General features: G+C 36.3%; 26 protein-coding genes and 1 tRNA gene. 9 read left to right on the top strand and 18 right to left on the bottom strand.

The genetic code is table 11. From position 1 onward, the window contains the following. From I597_RS06645 to I597_RS06670, 6 genes are all read left to right on the top strand, one after another. On the top strand, nt 1-198 hold the full coding sequence (locus tag I597_RS06645; RefSeq protein WP_035327664.1) for a hypothetical protein: 198 nt from the start codon (nt 1-3) through the stop codon (nt 196-198). After that, nucleotides 199-765, top strand: coding sequence for a ferric reductase-like transmembrane domain-containing protein (locus I597_RS06650; protein WP_035327666.1), 567 nt, complete (start codon nt 199-201; stop codon nt 763-765). An 18-nt stretch (nt 766-783) separates the two neighbouring features. Further along, the gene (locus I597_RS06655; protein ID WP_064497409.1) at nt 784-1,533 is read left to right on the top strand and encodes a hypothetical protein; all 750 of its coding nucleotides are present in this window, start codon (nt 784-786) and stop codon (nt 1,531-1,533) included. A 69-nt stretch (nt 1,534-1,602) separates the two neighbouring features. Beyond that, entirely contained in the window at nt 1,603-2,520 is a 918-nt protein-coding gene (locus I597_RS06660) for a hypothetical protein (RefSeq protein ID WP_152594979.1), read from the top strand. Beyond that, complete coding sequence (locus I597_RS06665) at nt 2,510-3,436, top strand: leucine-rich repeat domain-containing protein (protein WP_035327674.1); 927 nt, start codon at nt 2,510-2,512, stop codon at nt 3,434-3,436. Before I597_RS06660 ends, I597_RS06665 begins: the two co-directional genes overlap by 11 nt. 57 nt (nt 3,437-3,493) lie before the next feature. Beyond that, nucleotides 3,494-3,567 (top strand) — tRNA-Arg (locus I597_RS06670). 157 nt (nt 3,568-3,724) lie between these two features. Here the strand turns inward: I597_RS06670 and I597_RS06675 are convergent. The 13 genes from I597_RS06675 to I597_RS06735 all read right to left on the bottom strand — a co-directional run bounded on the left by I597_RS06675 (nt 3,725) and on the right by I597_RS06735 (nt 13,758). After that, on the bottom strand, nt 3,725-4,093 hold the full coding sequence (locus tag I597_RS06675) for a response regulator (protein WP_035327676.1): 369 nt from the start codon (nt 4,091-4,093) through the stop codon (nt 3,725-3,727). A gap of 5 nt (nt 4,094-4,098) precedes the next feature. Next, nucleotides 4,099-6,444: a PAS domain S-box protein gene (locus I597_RS06680; RefSeq protein WP_052111951.1), complete on the bottom strand. Its 2,346-nt coding sequence runs from the start codon at nt 6,442-6,444 to the stop codon at nt 4,099-4,101. 121 nt (nt 6,445-6,565) lie between these two features. Beyond that, nucleotides 6,566-7,252, bottom strand: coding sequence for a sensor histidine kinase (locus tag I597_RS06685; RefSeq protein WP_035327678.1), 687 nt, complete (start codon nt 7,250-7,252; stop codon nt 6,566-6,568). Nucleotides 7,253-7,578: 326 nt separating this feature from the next. Continuing rightward, complete coding sequence (locus I597_RS06690; RefSeq protein ID WP_035327680.1) at nt 7,579-7,992, bottom strand: DUF6691 family protein; 414 nt, start codon at nt 7,990-7,992, stop codon at nt 7,579-7,581. After that, complete coding sequence (locus I597_RS06695; protein ID WP_035327682.1) at nt 7,992-8,552, bottom strand: YeeE/YedE family protein; 561 nt, start codon at nt 8,550-8,552, stop codon at nt 7,992-7,994. The genes I597_RS06690 and I597_RS06695 overlap by 1 nt, the downstream gene beginning before the upstream one ends. Before the next feature lie 137 nt (nt 8,553-8,689). Continuing rightward, on the bottom strand, nt 8,690-9,163 hold the full coding sequence (locus I597_RS06700; protein WP_035327684.1) for a Dps family protein: 474 nt from the start codon (nt 9,161-9,163) through the stop codon (nt 8,690-8,692). A 104-nt stretch (nt 9,164-9,267) separates the two neighbouring features. Further along, complete coding sequence (locus tag I597_RS06705; RefSeq protein ID WP_035327686.1) at nt 9,268-9,528, bottom strand: YidH family protein; 261 nt, start codon at nt 9,526-9,528, stop codon at nt 9,268-9,270. Nucleotides 9,529-9,531: 3 nt separating this feature from the next. Further along, the gene (locus I597_RS06710; protein ID WP_035327688.1) at nt 9,532-9,798 is read right to left on the bottom strand and encodes a heavy-metal-associated domain-containing protein; all 267 of its coding nucleotides are present in this window, start codon (nt 9,796-9,798) and stop codon (nt 9,532-9,534) included. Between the two features lie 104 nt (nt 9,799-9,902). After that, nucleotides 9,903-10,268 (bottom strand): rhodanese-like domain-containing protein, encoded by a 366-nt coding sequence (locus I597_RS06715; protein WP_035327690.1) that lies wholly within the window; start codon nt 10,266-10,268, stop codon nt 9,903-9,905. A 162-nt stretch (nt 10,269-10,430) separates the two neighbouring features. Next, nucleotides 10,431-10,745, bottom strand: coding sequence for a rhodanese-like domain-containing protein (locus I597_RS06720; RefSeq protein ID WP_035327692.1), 315 nt, complete (start codon nt 10,743-10,745; stop codon nt 10,431-10,433). 10 nt (nt 10,746-10,755) lie between these two features. Beyond that, entirely contained in the window at nt 10,756-12,165 is a 1,410-nt protein-coding gene (locus I597_RS06725) for an MBL fold metallo-hydrolase (protein WP_035329060.1), read from the bottom strand. A 74-nt stretch (nt 12,166-12,239) separates the two neighbouring features. Beyond that, the gene (locus tag I597_RS06730) at nt 12,240-13,052 is read right to left on the bottom strand and encodes a sulfite exporter TauE/SafE family protein (RefSeq protein ID WP_035327694.1); all 813 of its coding nucleotides are present in this window, start codon (nt 13,050-13,052) and stop codon (nt 12,240-12,242) included. A gap of 70 nt (nt 13,053-13,122) precedes the next feature. After that, a complete protein-coding gene (locus I597_RS06735) occupies nt 13,123-13,758 on the bottom strand; it encodes a Crp/Fnr family transcriptional regulator (RefSeq protein WP_035327697.1) in 636 nt (211 codons plus the stop codon). A gap of 271 nt (nt 13,759-14,029) precedes the next feature. Here I597_RS06735 and I597_RS06740 point away from each other — a divergent pair, with 271 nt between their 5' ends. Next, the gene (locus I597_RS06740; protein WP_035327700.1) at nt 14,030-14,905 is read left to right on the top strand and encodes a sterol desaturase family protein; all 876 of its coding nucleotides are present in this window, start codon (nt 14,030-14,032) and stop codon (nt 14,903-14,905) included. 61 nt (nt 14,906-14,966) lie between these two features. On the opposite strand, the gene cysM is transcribed toward I597_RS06740, so the two are convergent. The 3 genes from cysM to I597_RS06755 all read right to left on the bottom strand — a co-directional run bounded on the left by cysM (nt 14,967) and on the right by I597_RS06755 (nt 17,045). Continuing rightward, nucleotides 14,967-15,845, bottom strand: coding sequence for a cysteine synthase CysM (gene cysM / locus I597_RS06745; RefSeq protein ID WP_035327702.1), 879 nt, complete (start codon nt 15,843-15,845; stop codon nt 14,967-14,969). Further along, entirely contained in the window at nt 15,838-16,638 is an 801-nt protein-coding gene (gene epsC / locus I597_RS06750; protein WP_035327705.1) for a serine O-acetyltransferase EpsC, read from the bottom strand. The genes cysM and epsC overlap by 8 nt, the downstream gene beginning before the upstream one ends. A gap of 107 nt (nt 16,639-16,745) precedes the next feature. Next, nucleotides 16,746-17,045 carry a DUF983 domain-containing protein gene (locus I597_RS06755; protein WP_236626654.1) on the bottom strand — a complete coding sequence of 100 codons (300 nt, stop codon included), beginning with the start codon at nt 17,043-17,045 and terminating at the stop codon, nt 16,746-16,748. A 255-nt stretch (nt 17,046-17,300) separates the two neighbouring features. Here I597_RS06755 and I597_RS06760 point away from each other — a divergent pair, with 255 nt between their 5' ends. Both I597_RS06760 and I597_RS06765 read left to right on the top strand, forming a co-directional pair. Continuing rightward, nucleotides 17,301-17,840 carry an RNA polymerase sigma factor gene (locus tag I597_RS06760; protein ID WP_035327709.1) on the top strand — a complete coding sequence of 180 codons (540 nt, stop codon included), beginning with the start codon at nt 17,301-17,303 and terminating at the stop codon, nt 17,838-17,840. Beyond that, nucleotides 17,837-18,628 carry an anti-sigma factor gene (locus I597_RS06765; RefSeq protein ID WP_035327711.1) on the top strand — a complete coding sequence of 264 codons (792 nt, stop codon included), beginning with the start codon at nt 17,837-17,839 and terminating at the stop codon, nt 18,626-18,628. Before I597_RS06760 ends, I597_RS06765 begins: the two co-directional genes overlap by 4 nt. A 256-nt stretch (nt 18,629-18,884) precedes the next feature. Here the strand turns inward: I597_RS06765 and I597_RS06770 are convergent, their stop codons facing one another. After that, nucleotides 18,885-20,195 (bottom strand): tetratricopeptide repeat protein, encoded by a 1,311-nt coding sequence (locus I597_RS06770; RefSeq protein WP_035327713.1) that lies wholly within the window; start codon nt 20,193-20,195, stop codon nt 18,885-18,887. Between the two features lie 63 nt (nt 20,196-20,258). Beyond that, a complete protein-coding gene (locus tag I597_RS06775; RefSeq protein ID WP_035327714.1) occupies nt 20,259-20,882 on the bottom strand; it encodes a DUF4331 family protein in 624 nt (207 codons plus the stop codon). Nucleotides 20,883-20,893: the final 11 nt, after the last annotated feature.

Below are 20,893 nucleotides of genomic sequence, written 5' to 3' on the forward strand. Positions count from 1 at the left end.
ATGAGCCAAGTAGCTATTTGTCCTAATTGTGGTAGTAAGTCAAAAGTGAATACCAAAAATGGAGTGATCACTTATCAAGCTATTCAAGATGAAGAGGCTTTTAAAAAAGTTGAGCAACTCAAAAAAGCTATTGAAAAATTTAAAGCAAAAGCAGAGAAACTTGAACAAGAGTTAGAAGTTTTAATGAATAAAGAGTAAATGAAATTTTTGAAAAGAAATTACGGTTGGATTATAGTAGTCATACTAGGGGCATTACCATTAATCCCTCTTTTAAAAATTGGAATAGAAGAAGGGGAGAATAGTGCTGAGATGTTGTATCATATCTCTGGCGAGTTTGCGATACGATGGATGACAGCCGTACTCACACTTACACCGTTTTATATACTTTTTGGGATAGCAAATTTGTACGTAAGGCAAGCGATGGGTATTGTTACCTCAGTCTGGAGTTTTATTCATTTTGCATTGTTTATTTGGATAGAAGGGTTTTTAGAGACATTTACACAAGTAAATTATGTGTTAGGGCTCCTAGCGATAATGATATTAATACCACTTTTTTTCACATCTAGTCGTAAGGCTATGAGGTTATTAAAGAGGAAGTGGAAAAAACTACAGCGATTTGCTTATGCTGCTATAGTTTTGAGCCTGTTACACGTTTTTTTATTAGATAAAGCGTGGTTAATTTATGCCATAGTTGTGGGACTAAGTTTTATCATACGCCTTCCTGTTGTAAAAGAGTATTGTATTGCATTACGAAGTAAAAAATAATTTAAATAGTAGATGTCTATGAAGTTTATCGAAAACATACTTTCTGGAGAGTATAAGAACATACTTGAGCAACTATCTGAAGATGTAGTACTTGATTTACAAACCGTGGGAACTTCAAAAGGAAAAACGAGCGGAATTGAACTTTTGAGAAAGCAAACTGAATACTTAAAGGATGAAGTAAAAGAAGTCAATATCTTAAAAGTGTTTGAAGATAAAGAGCATCTAGTAATAGAATATGATATTTTATTAAACAATACTTTCGATCTGCCACTTGTAGCAATATTAGTTAAAGATGGAGATAGGTTTAACGCCATTAGAACATATCATTCGGTTTATCCTATTACAGAGGGGCATATTTTTAGAGCAGCTATATTTTCTAAGGAAATAATGTTAACAGAGCCGCAAGAAGTAGTAAAATACTTTGATGCTATATCTATAGGCTCTACAGAAGCGACAATGCAAACGCTTTCATTTAAAGATGATGTGTATTTTAGAGAACCCGCAGGGTGGCGCTGGAATCATAAAACAGAGCTTGGCCTTAAAGAACACTTTGATCATTTTTTTGCAGACGGAGGAGTGCCTTTAAAATTTCATAATTATATTTTTGATAAAGACAAAGGAACCTTTGCGGGAGAGTATACTTGCGATAAGTGGGGAAGTGCTACTTTTAAAGCGCAAGCTGGTATTTCTATTTATGATATTAATAAGACAACTGGAAAAATAACAGGTATCCGTGTGTATGATAATGTAGATATGAATTATAAATAGCCCATATCCATTATATTTACATCTATGAGAGCCTCCATAGTTTGCTCAACGTTTTTGCTCTGTTGCTTTTTGCTTTACGCGCCCATAATAAACGCGCAAGACTTCCAGATAAATGGAGGAGTTATGGCTCGTGTGAGTTTAGTAGTAGGTAATCAAAACAAAAAAATTGAAGCAGGTATATCTGCTATTGGGGTTTTAAATTATAATGATGCAGCTTTTGAAACAGGTGCACACTTTAATATAGGACACCTTTTTGAGCGACATAACATAAAGCAGCAAGGAGTATTCTTTGGTTATGATTTGTATACATTGGTAGGTATTGGTAAAAACACAAATTTACTTGGTTCAACAATCTCTGGCATTAACCCTGTCTTCATCTACGATATAGATGAAAAATCAGGTTTTAATGGAGTTGGGTTTGGGTATCAAAAAGAATTTTTTCCTGGAGACCTATCCCATTTTAATATACGCAGGGGGAAGCTTCTTATGCGTTTTAGTAATGCAAATCATTCTTTTGACATTACTTTTCTTAATGATTTTAAATTTTCTCCAGTGTTTAATGGAGAAGGAACAGATTACGGTACAACGGGAAATTTAAGAGTAGGATACACTCATATTTTAGGTTACAGAAAGATTTATAGGCTAGGTGTTGCCTTGGACTTGTTTACACCAAAACCAGACTATACACGTACCCCAGATAATGTAATTAATTCTGATGATGGAAGAAAAAATGTCTGGCATACAGTTCCTCCGTATGAAAACTCGTTTTATGCAAACTTGTATGTTTTTGGTTACTATCAAAATGATTTCTATAACGCTTTCGCGAAAGCGGGAATAAATAGTCAAAAGCTAGGTGCATATGTTCAAAACAAATTACACGACACCGTTGGGCTAAACCCTAGATTCCCTTGGGACGTGATTGAGAGTGATAAACTATTCTTAGAATTAGGTGCTTCCATCTTAAAATCTAAAAGTTATGAAGATTAAAAACACATTCATAACAACAGCTATATACCTGCTACTTTTAAGTTGTGATACCTACAACACTTTTTATACAGAAACTGTGACTATCACAGTAAATGAGCCTGATACAATACAACGATTAGATTTAAGTGCAACATCTATAGATGATGTAGAGAGATATTTGCCTCGTTTCAAAAAGCTACGCTATTTAAATCTATCAAATAATTCAACTCACGTCATTAATTACGTTTTAAATGAGATCAATAATCCAGAGCTATTAGAAGTTCTTATTTTAAACAATACACAATTAGAAACACTACCAGATACTATTAAGAAATTTAAAAACCTCGAGCAATTAAGTCTTGTTAATAACCCTAAATTAAATTTTGAACAAAGTGTAAATACAGTCTCAACTTTACCTTTAAAATTTTTAAATCTACAGCATAATAACCTTGTAAAAATTCCAAAAGGAATAGAAAACATTAGTACACTAGAAGATTTTAATTTTTCTCATAATGAACTTGGTAATAGCGCTTCTGTCTCATATTTAAAAGAATTAAAAAGCCTTAGTAGTTTATGGCTTACACACAATAATCTTATAGAGCTTCCTGTGCAGCTTTTTGACTTGTCACAACTTAGGTATCTATATATTGAACATAATCAATTATCAAAGATTGACATAGGTATTACAAAAATGGAAAGTATTTGGGTTGTTCACGCCGGGCATAATAATTTTACAGTTTTACCCGAAGCACTTACACTATTACCTAGTATAAAATTATTGCATATTAATAACTGTAATATCGTATCAATCCCAGCAGTATATGCTTCCAAAGAGTCAAATATCATAGGCCTAGTTCTCAATGAGAATAAACTTTCTGATGATGTAAAGTCTTATTGGAAAAAGGAGTTAAAACATTACTTTATTCTTTCCTTATAAAAGATGAATTTAACGAAGTATAAAAGTATTTTTTACGCTTTCGCGAAAGCGTAAAAAGGCTGCGTAGTTCAACTGGATAGAATATCAGATTTCGGCTCTGAGTGTTGGAGGCTCGCATCCTCTCGCGGTCACAGATTTATTCAAAGCTCTTTAGACTAGTTGTTTAAAGAGCTTTTTTTGCATAAAGTTTTTAACTTAATATAAATAGGGTTCATTCCTAATTGTTGTGTTTATTGCAGTCCTATAGAGGTCACGAATGGTATCTAGAAGGCTCTTTAAATCATTTATTTAAAGAGCCTTTTTTAGAAGACTAATCATATCTTCCATCTCAAAAGGTTTGCCTATAAAATAGTCTGCACCAGCATCTATACTTTCTCTTTGTGCTTCTGGGTGAGCAGACATCATAATTACGGGGATGTCACGATACGCTTCTGCTGCTTTTAAAGCGATGCACGCATCACAACCGTTGGCTCCCGATAAGAGCATATCCATAAGCACAACGTCAGGTTTTATACTAGCTACGTGATCTATAAAGTTATCTAGATTTTTTAAACGAGCAGACTTCCATTCTTGAAATTCAACCATAAGTTCCAGCAGCTCTAAAATATTTTCAGAATCCTCTACGATGAGGATTTTTGGAGTATTAATTCCGCTCATATATTTTAATTTATTAAGGGTAGTTTAAAATAGAATGTAGCGCCTTGTCCTTTTACACTACTAACGCCTATTTTACCGTGGTGTTTCTTTATAATGTCTGCTGCGATATACAGACCTATACCAAAGCCAGGGAAAGTTTTCTCATCAGTTCCTTCTTCTCTAAAAAATCGTTTAAAAACTTTATCTTGGTTAGAGGTATTAATCCCAATCCCATAGTCGCGCACAGAGACCACAAGCTTATTGTTTTTTGTGACCGCAGTAATATCTATATTTTTTGAACCGGGAGCGTACTTAACAGCATTGCTCAAAAAGTTTATGAGTACCTGGGCTAGTCTATCTTTATCTGCTTCTATGGTACCGTGATAGTCGTTTGAGCAGTTAAAAGTATGATCGCTGTTAATCATCTCTTGTTGCGCTATAATATCGCTGAGAAATTCATCGAAGTTAATTTTTGATACATTTAAACGCAAGCCTCCAGATTTCATTTTAGAAAGATCAAGTAGGTCTGTAATCAGTGCGGTGAGTACTAGAATCTGGGAATTAACGGTATTTAGAGTTTTCACAAGAAAAGGATCTTTACTCTTTCCGTATTTCATCTTAAGTAACTGTACGTAACCTTTAATGCTGGTCACAGGCGTTTTAAGTTCGTGGCTCACCATCCCTATAAAAAGATCTTTTTGCTTTTCCTGTACTTTCAACTCGTGTATGATTAAGCCTGCGTGGGTATATCCTTCAAAGTTATCATTCCCGTCAAAACGAGGCACTGCAATGTCAGACATCCATCGATACAATCCGTCTTTGTTCTTTGCCCTAAACTCTAATTTGTACTGCTCTTTATTTTTAGACGCTTCTCGATACACGGCTTCGCATCGTTCTCTATCCTTAGGATGTACATATTTAAATAAGGTTTTGCCTCGTAAATACTCATTGGTTACGCCCAGAAATTCGGCAAATAGCTTGTTTGCAAAAGTAACGTTACCTTCCATATCACTCATCCGTATAAAGGCTGGTGCGTTGTTTGCTAGTAGTTTAAATCTGTTTTCGCTTTCGCGTAAGCTTTCTAAACTTTTTTCTAATAAGGCTTCTTTTTCTTTCTGAATGGTAATATTAGAAGCCGTAATCGCAATAGCTGTTAAATTATCACTGGAAGGATCTTTTATAGCAGAGGCGTTACATAACATCCAGAACACCTTGCCAGTTTTGCGATTCCAAAACCGTATTTCTGAGAAAAAACGATCTTGTGTTTTAAGTTTGCTTAAAAGTGTTTTTGCTACTGGTAGATCTTCTGGAAATATATAGTTCTTTACGTTACTGCCTTTAGTCTCTGAAACGTCCAAATATGCTCTCGCCATCGGATTTGCCGATGTAATTAGCCCATCTAGATTTGTTACAAAAATAAACTCACTACTGGTATCCACGAGCGCAAGTAATTTACGTTGTTCTCGCTCTGACCTATGCTCTTTTGTAATGTCTTGTATCACTCCATTAAAGCGAACAGGCTTGCTATCTGTATCAAAGTATGCTTTACCTATGGCTCGAACTATTCGGGGTTGAGCTCCTGCAGCCTCAATCGTATATATGATGTCATACTCTGGCGACGTTTCAGGGTCTAAGGCGTGCGCAATAGCCGCTCTTACTCTGGGCTGATCTTCTCGTTTTATATTATTTATAGCGTCGTCTATGTTTATTTCGTCGTCACTGGCTAAGTTAAACCATCGTTTTAAGGTGGTATTTCCATCAAACTTGTTTTCACTAGGTCGCCACTCAAAAGAGGCAAGGGATGCGGCATCTAAAGCAAATTCTAATTGATCCCGATTCTCTTCTAATTCCTTAAAAACTACAACTTTTTCTGTTGTTTCAATAACTGTAACCAGCACCCCGTTTATGACACCATCATCACTCCTTACAGGACTGTAGGTAAATGTCCAGTACACATCTTCCCAACGCCCATTGCGATGTATGGGCACTAGTTGATCTTCAAACCAAGTTGCAGGCGCTCCACTTTTAAGAAGTGTGACTTGCTCTTTGGCAAAGTTATACCATACATCACCCCAAAATTCAGGAGCAGAAATTCCCATCATACTACTGTGGTTAAAAGCCTCTCCTAAACTCGGGGCATAATCATCATTATAAAAACAAATATTTTCTGGCCCCCAGAATAAAAATTGTGGAAATTTAGACTCTAAAAGTATATTAACAATACCTAGAAGCCTTTGTGGCCAGGTATTTATAGGGCCAAGGGTAGTCTTGCTCCAATCCTTAGTGCGTATTATGCTGCTCATTTCTCCTTCTCCAAAGATGAGAGACGAGGTATGGATTATTTTTTTAGTATGCTGCCCAGTATCCGGCATTAAAAAAGTATGATTAAGTGAAGTTTTTAAAGATATAAACTAATGTTTAAAAATGTTAACGTTTTCTAAAATTACATTAACATTTTAAGGAAGACTACCTGATTTATTGTTGCTTACAATGTTATTTTACACGCTTTCGCGAAAGCGTACTCGTAATTACCGCGTGATCATCTGCACGATATGTAATATTCCCGTCGTGGGCTTTTATGATCTCACTAGCCACAAAAAGCTCTAAAGAAGCCTCTAGTCGTTCTTGTTTTCTTTGCGTGATATAAGAAAAGTCGAAAAGGGTTTCTGGAGCACAGTGTAAAGTCTGTGCTGGGTTGAAAGAAATTTCTAATTTCAGCACATCTTTATTTTCAGTCAGGTTTATTATAATATTTGATGCAGGCTTGGCGTAAGTAATTACCGTCGCGGTTAAAATTTCAAGGGCTGTGATCATTCGGTTTTTATCTACATATAGGTACTTGAACTTCTCTAAATGCGAAATGGTAACAGACCGCTCTGATAAGAGTTCCAGTCTCTGTAGTTTTTTAGCTATCGCTTTTATAAAAGATTCATCACACTCCTGTTTAACAAGTATCAAGGGTTCTTGCGCTTGTAAACGTACATAATCGGAGTAGATATTAATAAGCCGTTCTAAGTCGTAGGTGCAGTGTAAAATAGTATCTGCCTGCCGCTTCACAAACGTATCCTCAGAAAAGCTGCTCATAATTTCTGCGCCCATACGCATTGTAGCAATAGGATTTTTCATATCGTGAGCCGCAACATTAATGGTTTCTTGTATTTTTTTTGAGTGACTAGCCAAGGGATGTTATTTAGAATATAGTAAATCTAAGATTAAAATTTATATTGTTACACCTACCTCTAGTCGTTCTTGTAATTAAATTAGGAATGCTGGAGTTGTCTTAAGTATAAATTACTTTGATTGATTTGGTAATGAAGTTATCTTCATAGAGTCTACGTAAAGCTAAGTAAGAAGCTTCTGAAGATCTAATATTCTCAAAATCTTAGGAAAAACAGAAGTATGCCTTCCATTTTGGAAACGATTTTTTAGAGTTTATTTTCTTTACTTATCATTGAGTTTAGCTGGTATTTCACGTTTTAACAGATATTGCTCTATTTGTCTTTCAATTAATGAGGTAACTTATCTTTAAGTATACCATATAAAAATGTACCTAGTATTGCCGCAGCAATAACTACTAGTATAGGTGCAAAACCTGCTCCTATAAGAGTAAACATAGGCCCCGGACAAGCACCTGCAAGTGCCCACCCTAAGCCAAAAATAATACCACCTATAAGGTAGCGGCTTGCACTCCTAGTTTTTGGATAAAAGTGTATGGTCTCCCCATAAAAAGATTTTATATCAAATTTCTTAATGAGCTGTATAGTGATAACACCTATCACTAGTGCAGAGCCTATAATCCCATACATATGAAATGCGTCAAATTTGAACATCTCATAAATACGAAACCAAGAGGCAGCCTCACTCTTAAACATTGTAATCCCAAAGAGGATTCCTATAAATAAATAAACTATTGTTCTCATTATGCAAAAATTAAGGGGTATAATAAATGTATCATCACAAGACCTCCTATAAAGAACCCTACTACGGCTATAAGTGACGGGAGTTGTAAATTACTTAATCCAGAGATCGCGTGGCCAGATGTACAACCACCAGCATAACGCGCGCCAAAGCCCACGAGGAGCCCACCTATAATGAGTATAGCTAAGGTTTTAAAATCTAGCAGCGCTGAGGTTTCAAAAAGCTCTGTGGGAAGGTATGCTCTACCAGCACTACTAAAGCCTAGATTTTGTAAATCACTTATAGTTTCTGGTGTGATGGCAACAGCGGCATCTGGAGTCATAAAATTTGCAGCTATAAAGCCACCTATAAAGCCACCTATAACCACGGTGAGATTCCATTTTTGTGTACGCCAGTCTAGTTTAAAAAAGTCTGCTTTTGTACCTGCTCCGCAAATGGTGCACATCGTTTTAAGGTTAGAAGACATACCAAAGTTTTTGCCCACCATAAGTAGTAAAAACATCACAAAAGCAATCATTGGGCCCGATACATACCAAGGCCAGGGGGAATATATCCAATTCATTACTTGATTTTTGACAAAGAAAGCGCAAAAATAACCCCTCTTCAGTAACATTTGTTACCTAATGGGGGTCTTTATTAATCAAGTGTTTTAATGTGTTGTAAATGTGTTTGTTACGCTTTCGCGAAAGCGTACCTATACTAGTTTTGATAAGCAGAGAGCATCCATACCAGTTTTTCCTGTTGTACGATATAATCACTCATAAGTGCTACTGTCCCTTCATCATTTGCATCTGCAGCTATTGATAAGATGGCTCTTTCTTTTTTGAGTAAGACAGTAAGTGCCTCGAGTATGCTTGATATTGCTGCCTCACCATCTGTAATATTTTCGGCACCTTTAATCTCTGATATCTCTAGATATTTTTTAAAGGTGTGAAGTGGAGTAGCGCTTAAGGTAAGTACACGCTCTGCAATCTCATCTACTTTTATAAGTGCGTCGTTGTATAACTCTTCAAACTTAAGGTGTAATTCAAAAAATCGTTTTCCTCTTATGTTCCAATGAAAACCTCTTAGGTTCATATAAAACATCTGGTAGTTAGATAGTAAATCATTAAGCTCCTCTGCCGTTTGTTGTGAGGAGGTTACGTCTAGGCCTATGTTATTTAGTTTTCTCATAATAATTAGTTTTTTTTAAGTTATTAATTGCTACGCTAAAACGTGCGACTTAGTGTCTTAAAGAATTTTTATAAATTAAGAAAGCAAGAGGCTTTCATAATACATTATTCTTTATAGTAGTTTTTGATACTCTTCTTTACATATAAAAAACGAAACAAACCTATAATTAATAAGGCAGGTCCTATAACAATGAGCATAATACCTATCCAGCGTATTTCGTTTAACAGGTCTAATTTTATAATAGCAAAACCAGAACTTAAAAAAACAATAAACGTTCTAAAATAAGCAAGAAAGGTCCTCTCGTTTGCCAGTCTCGTTCTATCTATCGCTAGTTTATCTCGTAGTGAATGCTCTAGTGTGCTCATAGGTTAGGTTATTTTTCCCGTAGCACAACTTACAAAAGATTTTGCCTTTAACAATACACCATTATCATCTTCTATAGATGGATAGCCTAGTTTTTTTAGAGTTTCCTTTACAGATAGCGCATCTATAGCATCTACTGCAGTAAAGGAGATTGTAGATGATTCTAGATCTACAGTAACATTATGTACATTTCCTAATGCATTAATTTTTGTAGTGATTGTATTAACACAGCCACCACATCTTAGATTTTGAACAATTATAGCCGTTTTCATAGTGTAAAATTTTGATTAAGAGATTAAGTAAATTGATATAATTAATTACGCTTTCGCGAAAGCGTGATTGCATACATTATAATCATTATGATTTATAGACTAAGCTATTTCCAGTTGTTATAACCATCTTCTAGATCAAAGATGATTTTGAAACCTAGGCTATCTAATTTTGCCGCAGCGCGCTGGCTTCTATTACCAGATCTACAATAGAGGTACACCGGTTTATCTTTATCAAGTTTATTTACTTTAGTTGTAAACTCTGATGTTTTAAAGTAATCTATATTTTGTGCTTTTGCTATATGACCAGAGCTGTACTCATTTGCAGTACGTACATCTATGAGCTGCACACCAGGGGTTGCTATTGCGCTTTTAAAAGCGTCTCTGTCGAGTATTGTGATAGCATCGCTCTGTTGCAATTTATCACCGAAAAGTAAGGATAGAAATGATATAGGTATGAGTGTAATTTTCATTATTATTTTTACTCAAAGATAAACGCTTAGTATACGTTTGTCAGTGACTTAGGTTACATAGCAAGGCTTTTAAAACAAAAAAAAAGTGACTGTTTGTACAGTCACTTTTTTCTTCACTAATTTAAAATAATAAGCCTTAATTATAATGAGGCAAATTATGCGTTATGGTGCTACCGTTTCTCCTGTCCAGGCCACCATTCCACCCGTAAGATTGTATGTGCTTTGCACACCCATATTATCAAGTATTTGACACGCTTGCCCGCTACGATTACCGCTCCTGCAATAGATATAGTAATTTTTTGAGGTGTCAAGCTCTTTTATAGAAGCCATAAACGAGGGCTGGTCTAAAAAATCAATCATTTGAGCATTAGCCTGTATCCCTTCTGCGCACTCTCCAGGAGTTCTTACATCTAAAATTACAGCCTGACTGTCATTTGCAATGAGTTCTTGCCATTCGGCTTGATTTATATTTTTCATTTTAAAAGTTTTATAATGTTGTAGGGCACACAAAATCTGTAACAGGTACACCAGCTTCTTTTATGGCTTTAAAACCACCTTGTACATCTATAAGATTGTGTATGCCTCTGCTTTTTAAAATAGATGCAGCAATCATACTTCTATATCCTCCAGCACAGTGTACATAAAAAGTGTCGTTTTCTGGAAACTCTGCAAGGTGATTATTTAAGAAATCTAGAGGAGTAAGGTGAGCGTCTTTTACACGCTCAGATAAATACTCACTCTCTTTACGTACATCGTATACCGGTTTTTTAGATTTTTCAAGATTAGACTTAAACTGGGCAGCTGTTATAGAGCTTACAGTATCATACTCAAGAGCTTCCTTTTTCCAGGCATCAAAACTACCTTTGAGATATCCCAGTGCGTTGTCAAAACCTACACGTGATAATCGTGTCACTGTCTCTTCTTCCTTACCAGGTTCTGTCACTAGTAATATAGGTTGCTTTACATCTGCAATAAGAGCTCCTACCCACGGAGCAAAACCTCCCTTGAGACCTATAAAAATAGACCTAGGTATGTGACCCTTTGCAAACTCATCTTGATGACGTACATCTAGTACAATAGCACCCGTCTCATTTGCAGCAGCCTCAAAAGCTTGTGGTGATAAGGCTTGTGTACCTCTTTTTAAAACATCTTGAATGTCTTCATAACCTTCTTTGTTCATTTTTACATTGAGCGGAAAATACTGAGGTGGCGGTAACAGTCCATCTATAACTTCATTTATAAACTCTTCCTTAGTCATATCTGCTCTCAAGGCATAGTTCATTTGCTTTTGGTTCCCTAGAGTGTCTACGGTTTCCTTCATCATATTTTTACCACAGGCAGATCCCGCACCGTGTGCTGGATATACTATTACATCATCTGCAAGGGGCATTATTTTAGTGCGTAAGCTGTCATATAAGAAACCTGCAAGGTCACGCTCTGTGAGTTCTCCCATTTTTTGAGCAAGATCTGGTCTTCCTACATCTCCTAGAAATAAAGTATCACCACTGAAAATTGCGTGGTCTTTACCATCTTTATCTTTAAGAAGGTAAGTTGTACTTTCCATCGTGTGTCCTGGTGTGTGTAATGCTATAATAGTTACATCACCTAGCTTGAACTCTTGCCCATCATTTGCAATGGTCGCTTCAAAAGAGGGGTTTGCATTAGGCCCATATATAATAGGAGCGCCCGTATCTTTGGCTAGTGTTACGTGACCGCTCACAAAATCTGCGTGAAAGTGAGTTTCAAAAATATACTTGATTTTTGCTTCATCAAGTTTTGCTCTATCAAGATAAGGTTTTACCTCTCTTAAAGGGTCAATTATAGCAACTTCCCCTTTGCTTTCTATATAATAGGCACCTTGTGCTAAGCATCCTGTGTAGATTTGTTCAATTTTCATACTTTCCATTTTTTTATACGCTTTCGCGAAAGCATTATATCATACATTTTAACTCGTTATTTGGTCTCATCATATTATTTGTTTACAAAGAACTCCATATAAAAGATAAAAATGGCCATTGCAAAAATAAAGTAACCAAAACCTTTTTTGAGCTTCTGTCCATCTATAAAATTACTTAAATAACTGCCTATAAAAATTCCCAAAAGAGAGATTAATGTAAAAATGGAGAGAAATACCCAATCTACATCCATCGTTAAAGCATCACCTAAAAAGAAGCCCATAAGAGATTTAAATGCTATAATTATGAGTGAAGTTCCTACGGCTACTTTCATTTTTATGTTTGCAAGTATTACTAGGGCGGGTATGATTAAAAAACCACCACCGGCACCTATCATACCAGTAATACTACCTACTAGTAATCCTTCTACTAAGATAAGAGAGTAGTTGTAAGAAACCTTGCCATCATTCTTTTCTGGACACTCTTTACGCTTTTTGAGCATTGAGAAAGCGGCTGGTATCATTAGTATTGCAAAGAGGCCAAACATTGCCATCCTGCGTGTAAAATCAAAATCACTTATGGTAAATAAAACGTCTGGTAAAGCTGGCACTACATAATGTCTTACCATTGTAACTCCCACAATAGCCGGAATACCAAATACTACCGCAGTACGCCAGTCTACATATCCTTTAAGATGCTGTTTAAGCCCGCCTACGAGCGCACTAGCACCTACAATAAATAAAGAGTATGCAGTTGCTACTTTTTCATTTACAGAAAACAAATATGCAAGTACAGGTACCGCAAGTATGGAGCCACCACCACCTATGAGACCTAAGGAAATGCCTATAATGAGTGCACTTATATATCCTAATACTTCTAAAACTTCCATAATGAAACTTTGTGTTTTACAACAAATGTATTCTGATATAAAACTACTGGCAGTAACAAAGGTTACATAGCTAGTCTAAATTTATGATTTCTATATAATTTCTATGTAATTCTATTTTACCTAATTTTTCTAATTTCTTGAGGAGCCTGGATATAACTACTCTCGAGCTGTGTAGCTCACCTGCAATCTCTTGGTGTGTGTTGCGTATGCTGTTATCTTCATTAATTCTAGACTTATTTTTAAGGTATTCTAGAAGCCGCTGGTCCATATTATTGAAAGCAATACTATCTATGGTGTGGAGCATCTCATTGAGACGGGTGTGATAGCTTTCAAAAACAAAATTTCTCCAAGATTTATATTTTGAAGTCCACATCTCCATTTTTTGAATAGGTACCATTATAAGAACGGTATCGGTCTCTGCTATGGCTCTTATCTCGCTCTTTGTTTGCCCTAAGCAGCAACTCATAGTCATAGAGCAGGTATCACCTTTTTCTAGGTAGTAGAGTAGGAGTTCATCCCCTTCTTTATCGTCTCGCAATATTTTTATAGCACCAGAGATAAGTAAAGGCATACCTTTTATGTAAGAACCTATCTCCATAAGTTTAAAGCCAGCGGGAACTTCTTTATAAGTCCCTACTTGCGCAATCTCGTTTATTAAGTCGTCTTCAAAAAGGTGACCGTAATTTTGCTTGAGTTCTTGAATCATTTATATATAAATAAGTCAGTTTGTAAATTGCAATTAAGATGATGGAAACTTCAGTTTTTATGAAGCATTACATTACTACTGTGTTTTTAGTATTGTAAAGTTAACCTAATTCTAATGTCCTTTAAGTAACAAAAGTTACAGTAAGAAAGATATAGAATTCATTAATTTTACAAAATGTAGCTGAGCGCTTTAAAAGGTAGTAAAGTTTGTAAGATTACTAGTAAATTACGTCTACTTATATGTATAAATCTAGCACTCTAGTTAAGAACATATGGAAAAATATTTGATAGGTTTTAAAGATGCAATTCTAGGTACGGTAGACTGGACCTGGAAATCTATCATTTTTGAAGTTCCTTGGTATACAAATTATTTCTGGGGGCTCATTATATTATCGCTACTTGTTTGGGCTTTAGAGATTTTTTTTCCTTGGAGGAAGGAGCAATCTATTTTTAGAAAAGACTTCTGGCTAGATGGTTTTTATATGTTTTTTAATTTCTTTTTGTTTTCTATAGCCATAAGTGGGTTTTATAAAATACTACAACTAGGTTTTGAAGATATAGGGATAAGTGAAGACTCTCTAGCGCTTTTTGATCCATCTTCTTGGCCTATGTGGAGCCAGTTGCTTGTCTTTTTTGTTGTACTAGATTTTGTACAATGGTTTACACATACCTTATTGCATAAATATCCCTTTTTATGGAAGTACCACAAGGTGCATCATAGTGTAAAAGAAATGGGATTTGCAGCACACCTGCGCTATCACTGGATGGAGAATATTCTCTATAAACCACTTAAGACCTTTGCGGTAATGATACTTTTTGGGTTTGAGCCTGCACAGGCATACATAGTGCACTTTATTGCAATAGCAATAGGTCACATAAACCATTCTAACACAAAAATTACTTGGGGTCCTTTAAAGTATATTTTTAATAACCCCGTAATGCACTTGTATCATCACGCATATACCATTCCCGAAGGAACGTATGGCGTAAACTTTGGAATATCGCTAAGTGTATGGGACTATATTTTTAAGACAGATTATATACCTGAAGATAGCGGTACCATAGAACTAGGTTTTCCCGGAGATGAGGTTTTCCCAAAAGACTTTGTGAGTCAAAACACTTACGGTTTTAAAAAAGGACAACAATAGGGGAGTAGTACGCTTTCGCGAAAGCGTAATTACAAAGAATACAATCTATAATCGCGGCTATCTATTCAAAAAGCTCAGATGATAGGTATCTATCACCACGATCACATATAATACTTACAATAATACCACTCTCAAGCGTGCTTGCCAGTTTAAGTGCTGCTGCTGTAGCACCACCGCTGCTCATACCCGCAAGAATACCTTCTTCTTTTGCGAGACGTCTAGCCATTGCAATTGCCTCTTCTGTACTAACTTCAAGAACGCTATCCACCTTTGAAGCATCAAAAATAGCTGGAAGATATGCCTTAGGCCATTTACGTATGCCAGGTATTCTAGATCCATCTGTGGGTTGCACACCTACAATCTGTACATCACTATTTTGTTCCTTTAAGTAGGTAGAGGTACCCATAATCGTACCTGTTGTTCCCATAGAAGAAACAAAGTGTGTTACCTCACCATCTGTATCTCTCCAGATTTCTGGACCTGTAGATTTATAATGTGCTTTCCAGTTATTATCATTAGAAAACTGGTTAAAGCTGTAATAGCCTTCATTTTCTACTTTATCAATCGCATAATCTCTAGCGCCTTCTATACCATCTGGGTGTAGGGTTACTTTTGCACCATAAGCACGCATAGTTTGCACTCGCTCCTTAGTAGCTTTTTCTGGCATTACGAGTTCAATATCAAGACCATATATTGCAGCAATCATTGCGAGTGCAATACCAGTATTACCACTAGTTGCTTCAATAAGCTTTGACGTTTTATCAATCTCACCAGCATCTAAGGCTGTCTTAATCATATTAAGAGCTGCGCGATCTTTTACACTTCCTCCAGGGTTATTACCCTCGAGTTTAAAATACAAGTCTACATTTGGGTTTGTATTAAGCGTTGTGCATTTTACAAGTGGCGTATTCCCTATTCTATCTATGAGTGTCTTATTCATTTGTATTGATTTGTTGTGTAGATACTTGTAATTCTGGTCTATGGACTACAAAGGTATGTGGCTCTATAGATGAGGTTATCCAAGTATTACCGCCTATAACGCTATGCTCTCCTATAACTGTCTCACCGCCTAATATTGTAGCATTTGCATATATAGTCACGTTGTTAAGTATGGTAGGGTGGCGTTTTGTGTTTTGTAATTTCTTCTTTACGATGAGAGCACCTAGGGTCACACCTTGATACAGTTTTACGTGATTGTGTATCTCTACCGTTTCTCCTACAACGACTCCCGTACCGTGATCTATAAAGAAAGAGCTGCCTATGGTTGCGCCTGGGTGAATGTCAATACCCGTAAGCTGGTGGGCATATTCTGTCATTAATCTTGGTATGAGTGGTAGGCCCAGATTATAAAACTCTCTTGCCATTCTATAAATAGAAATAGCAAAAAAACCGGGATATGCAAGATAGACTTCCTCAAGTGTTTTTGCCGCGGGGTCATTTGCAAGAATAGCTTGAGCATCTTTCTTAAGACTGATGCAAATGCTAGGTATGCCCTGCATAAAATCTGTCCAGGTTTTACAGGGTTTTCCTTTTATTTCTGGACAAGCAAGGTCTCTTATAGTTGTAAATAAAACCTCTAGCTCTAGAAGTGATGTCTGAACATCTGTCTCTATGTCAAAAAGAGTATTAAAGAGAAGCTGTGTAAATCGTTGAGATTCTTTTTTTAACCGCACAGTGACGTGCACTTCTTTTTTTTGAGCATTTATTGCATCTACAAGGTGAGATACCTCCATAGGTTATAATTTATAATGGGTTTGTCTAAAATGGATCTAGACATAATAAGTACTACAAAAATAAGGTAATTCTTTGCTTTATCTTACTAGCTTAAGAATACATAGGCTTATGCACTCGTAACTTTAGATTTTTTGCTCGCAGTACGATCATAATTAAAGAAAAATTGCGCCCAAATAATTTTAGATAGCGCATATAGTAATGGAAACAGTACTATAAGAGATACCACAAAAGATATCATAAGTGAAGATGGAGTAAGCTCTTCTCTAAATATATAATTTAGTAGAACTACGGCCATAAATAAAGCAACCCCCAGAGCATAAGAAACATAGTAAGACCCTTGGTAGAAACCCGTTTCAAGTTCAAACTTTGTATTGCAGCAAGAGCAACGCTTGTGTACTTTACCCATTGAGCTAAACTTATAAGGGTGCCCTTTTAAAAAATCGCCTTCTCGGCACACCGGGCATTTCATAAATAACACGCTATATAGTTTGGTTTCTTTAAGCATAATAAGAAGTTTTATGTAAAAATAATGGGTTGTTAGGACCTTGTAAGTAACTATTGTTACATAAGAAGAGATAATATAACCGTGAGTGAGGAAGAATATTAAATAGTGAGTTTTATATTTCTATTTTAAGCATAATTATTACCTTAGTCGTTCTATATGATGACACAACCTGATGCTTTAATTGCTAGATTTCTTCAAAAAGACGCTATGTCTTTTGAGAAGATATATGAGCTGTATAGTGAGAGCCTCTTTGGAGTTATTAATAGTATACTGCACGATAAAGAATTATCTGAAGAGGTACTACAAGACACTTTTATAAAAATCTGGAATAACTCAGATCGTTATAACCCAAAGAAAGGTAGATTCTTTACCTGGATGCTCAACATAGCGCGCAACAGTGCAATAGATAAAACAAGATCCAAGGCATTTAAGAATCAACGTAAAAACCATACAGCCGAATATTTCGTAGATATTCTTGAAGCGAGAGGGAGTTTTAATACCTCTGTAGACGCCATAGGGATTCAAAAATTTGTAGACGTTTTAGAGCCGCTTTGTAAAAAGATAATTCACTTCTTGTTTTTTAAAGGGTATACCCAAAAGGAAACCGCAGAGGAGCTAGAAATCCCGCTCGGAACCGTAAAAACAAGAAATAGAATCTGCATAAAAAAATTAAGAGATATCGTAGGAGTAGAATGAAAGACACCCAAACATATATAGATTCTGGAGCACTTGAGCTCTTTGTATATGGAACCCTTCCTGAGGAGGAAATGGTTGAGGTTGCTCGTGAAGTTGCACAAAATCCTACACTGCTGCAAGAGGTAGTATCTATAGAGAATAGTCTTATGAGACTTGCGAGTGCGGCCGCTCCAGATGAGGTTGCAGACTTCAGTAACTTAAGAAAGTATATAGATGTAGATGGTAAAGTAATTCCGCTTTCGCGAAAGCGTACTTCCATTAGTGCTATCCTGCTATGGGCAGCTGCCATTCTTTTACTCGCTGGAGTAGGTTATTTATACACCGAAAATAGTAAGCTAGAAGACCAAATTGTAGATACAGAAAGAGAGCTGCTACTACAAGAAAGTAAAACCCAAGTAGCCGAATCTGATTTACAGCAAACAAAAGATATCCTTAACGTTATAAGACAGCAAGATCTTATCGCTGTACCACTAGGAGCACAGGCCGTTGCGCCAGAAGCATATGCATCTGTGTACTGGGATCAAGAAAATGGTAAAGCTTATATAGATGTAAAAGGTCTACCAGAACCACCACAAGGAAAAGTGTATCAAGTATGGTCGCTTACTTTAGAACCACTTACGCCTACCAGCTTAGGGATACTAGACCAGTATGATGTTACGGGAAATCAAATCTTTGAACTTGATAACCCTAACCAGTCTGAAGCATTTGGTATCACGCTAGAACCTTCCGGAGGTAGTGAATCTCCTACTCTTGAGCAATTATATACGCTGGGTGTAGTAACCTCTTAATATTCTTCTTAAATACTTTTAAGGTTAAAGACAAGTATTAATTATAGGCTCTTCTACTATCTTATATCTATAGCTTAACGCTACGAGATGCTCATTAATATGAAGCACATATTTTGCTCGCACCTAGTTTATAAAAAAAAACGACCTACTTAATAAAGTAGATCGTTTACAAACAAACTTCAAAAAAAAACTACCCAACCTTATAGTTTTCCTCTTATATAGACACTTACGTAAATGGTTGTGTCTTGGTTTTATATTATAGCTTTATTATTTCTGCATAAGTGATAGGTCCTAACTCATAACTTGTTTCTAGTAGTTCTTCTTTAAGAGGTGTGAGCTCCTTTTGCATCTCTAATGCTTTATAAATTTGCGCAGTGTGAAATTGTGCCATAGGCTCGTAAGTTTTACCTATTACGTGCTCTTGTGCAATGTTAAGTGCTTGTGCATAATCTCCCTTTCCATAATAGGCGTGTGCTAGTAAATCGTATGACATAGGGGTAGGGCGGTTGTTTACTTCTTTTTTGGCAAGAGTAATTGCTTTATCTGCGGTTTCTGGTTGAGAAGCATACAGTTCAACAAGGTAAGCACCATACATATCTCCATAATTTGTTGCCGTGGCACGATTTATAAATTCCTTTTCTAAATCTTCGGCAGTTTTATTATTATTAAGGTACTCATATATTTCAGATTTTAGTAAGGCGTAGTCTGGGCTTTTAGTGTCTTTTTCTATGGCTTCTATAATACGTAATGCCTCGTTAGGGTTATTCTCATAAGAGTAAGTGATCCAGGCAATTCCTTTTTTCGCGTAAGCGTTAGAAGGATCTAGAGCTAGTGCTTTAAGGTAGTGATTGTATGAATCTTGTATACGCCCAGCGTGGCCATAATAGTCGGCTAGGTTTGTGTATACCCATATCTTAAGATTTGCGACATTACTGCGGTCTGCGATGTGCATTGCGTTTTCCATATGCTGTATAGTGGCGTCTAGATTACCGCTGTAGTCCTCCCATTTTGCAAGTCTTATTAAGTAATTGTAGTTAGAAAAATCTGCTTCTTTATCTAGTAGAGTTTTTGCTTCTTTATAATTACCTAGCTCCATTGCTACATCAAATAATACAAAGTTGCTAGCGCTTATCTCACCGCCTACTTGTGCGGCAGAGTCTATCATTGTTTTTGCTTCTTTAAAACGGTGCTGTGTGATATAGTTTTGAGCGAGAGCTCGTAGATAGTTGTCTTTTCCTATCGCTGCTTTTTGTGCAGCTTTGTGTAAATTTTGCTCAGCCTTTTTGAGCATCTCGATATCTGCATTTTGATTAAAAAGGGCGGTGTAAGTTCCTGCGCTTTTACTTAAATCTATTATTTGCGAACTGTCCTTTTTAATACGACTGTTCCAGAAGGCAACTTGATCATTAAGTCCTGAAATTACCTTACTATTTGAGGTATTGAGATATGCATTATAATCATTTTGATCTGTGAGGATATCCTCCTTATGGCTATGACACGACGTGAGAAAGATTGATGTACATAGCGCTATGAGGTATTTTGTATGTGGTAGTTGGCGGGTTTTCATAGTTTGTTTTATTAAAAAAGGGACTGAAAAACTTCAGTCCCTTTATCATTATTTGTTGGGGGACTAGTGAGGTCCTTCTAGGTATGGGAACGTGGTGCTTGGGTTTTCACCAGTGTTTGGTACATTATCTGTAACAAGTATTGGTAAATCTGCCACACCATCATTATCAAGATCTTGACCATTAAAACGGTCACCATTATTACCTCCAAAAAGAAGTATAAGTGATACATCTACAACATCATCTGTAAGATTACGACCAGTAAGTACATTACCATCACCATCTATGTATGTAGTAGGTGCATCTGGCGCAACCTGTAATACATCTGCCGCGAGAACTGTTGTAAGTGTTGTTGCATCTAGACCTAATACATTATTTTCATATTCTACACCAAAAGCAGCGTGTAGTGCAACTGCTCTATCAAGAAACCCTTGCTGAAAGTTTGCTACCATCTCAGACGGTATTGTAAGGTTAAAGCTGTTTTTTGAAGCGCTATCTCCATTAAGAACGGTGTTTATAGCGGCTCTTCCCATCTGGTCTTCTTGAGCAAAAGTTCCTTCAAAGTTAAGCTCCTCCATTTCCATTTGCTCTTCTGGTGCTGGTATAAATAAATCGTCATCATCGTTACACGATACAAACCCTGCGAGTACAGCACCTACTAATAGGTATTTTATGTTTTGTAATTTCATCTTTATGTGTC

Origin of the sequence: Dokdonia donghaensis DSW-1, assembly GCF_001653755.1 — a bacterium.
Classification (GTDB): Bacteria; Bacteroidota; Bacteroidia; order Flavobacteriales; family Flavobacteriaceae; genus Dokdonia; species Dokdonia donghaensis.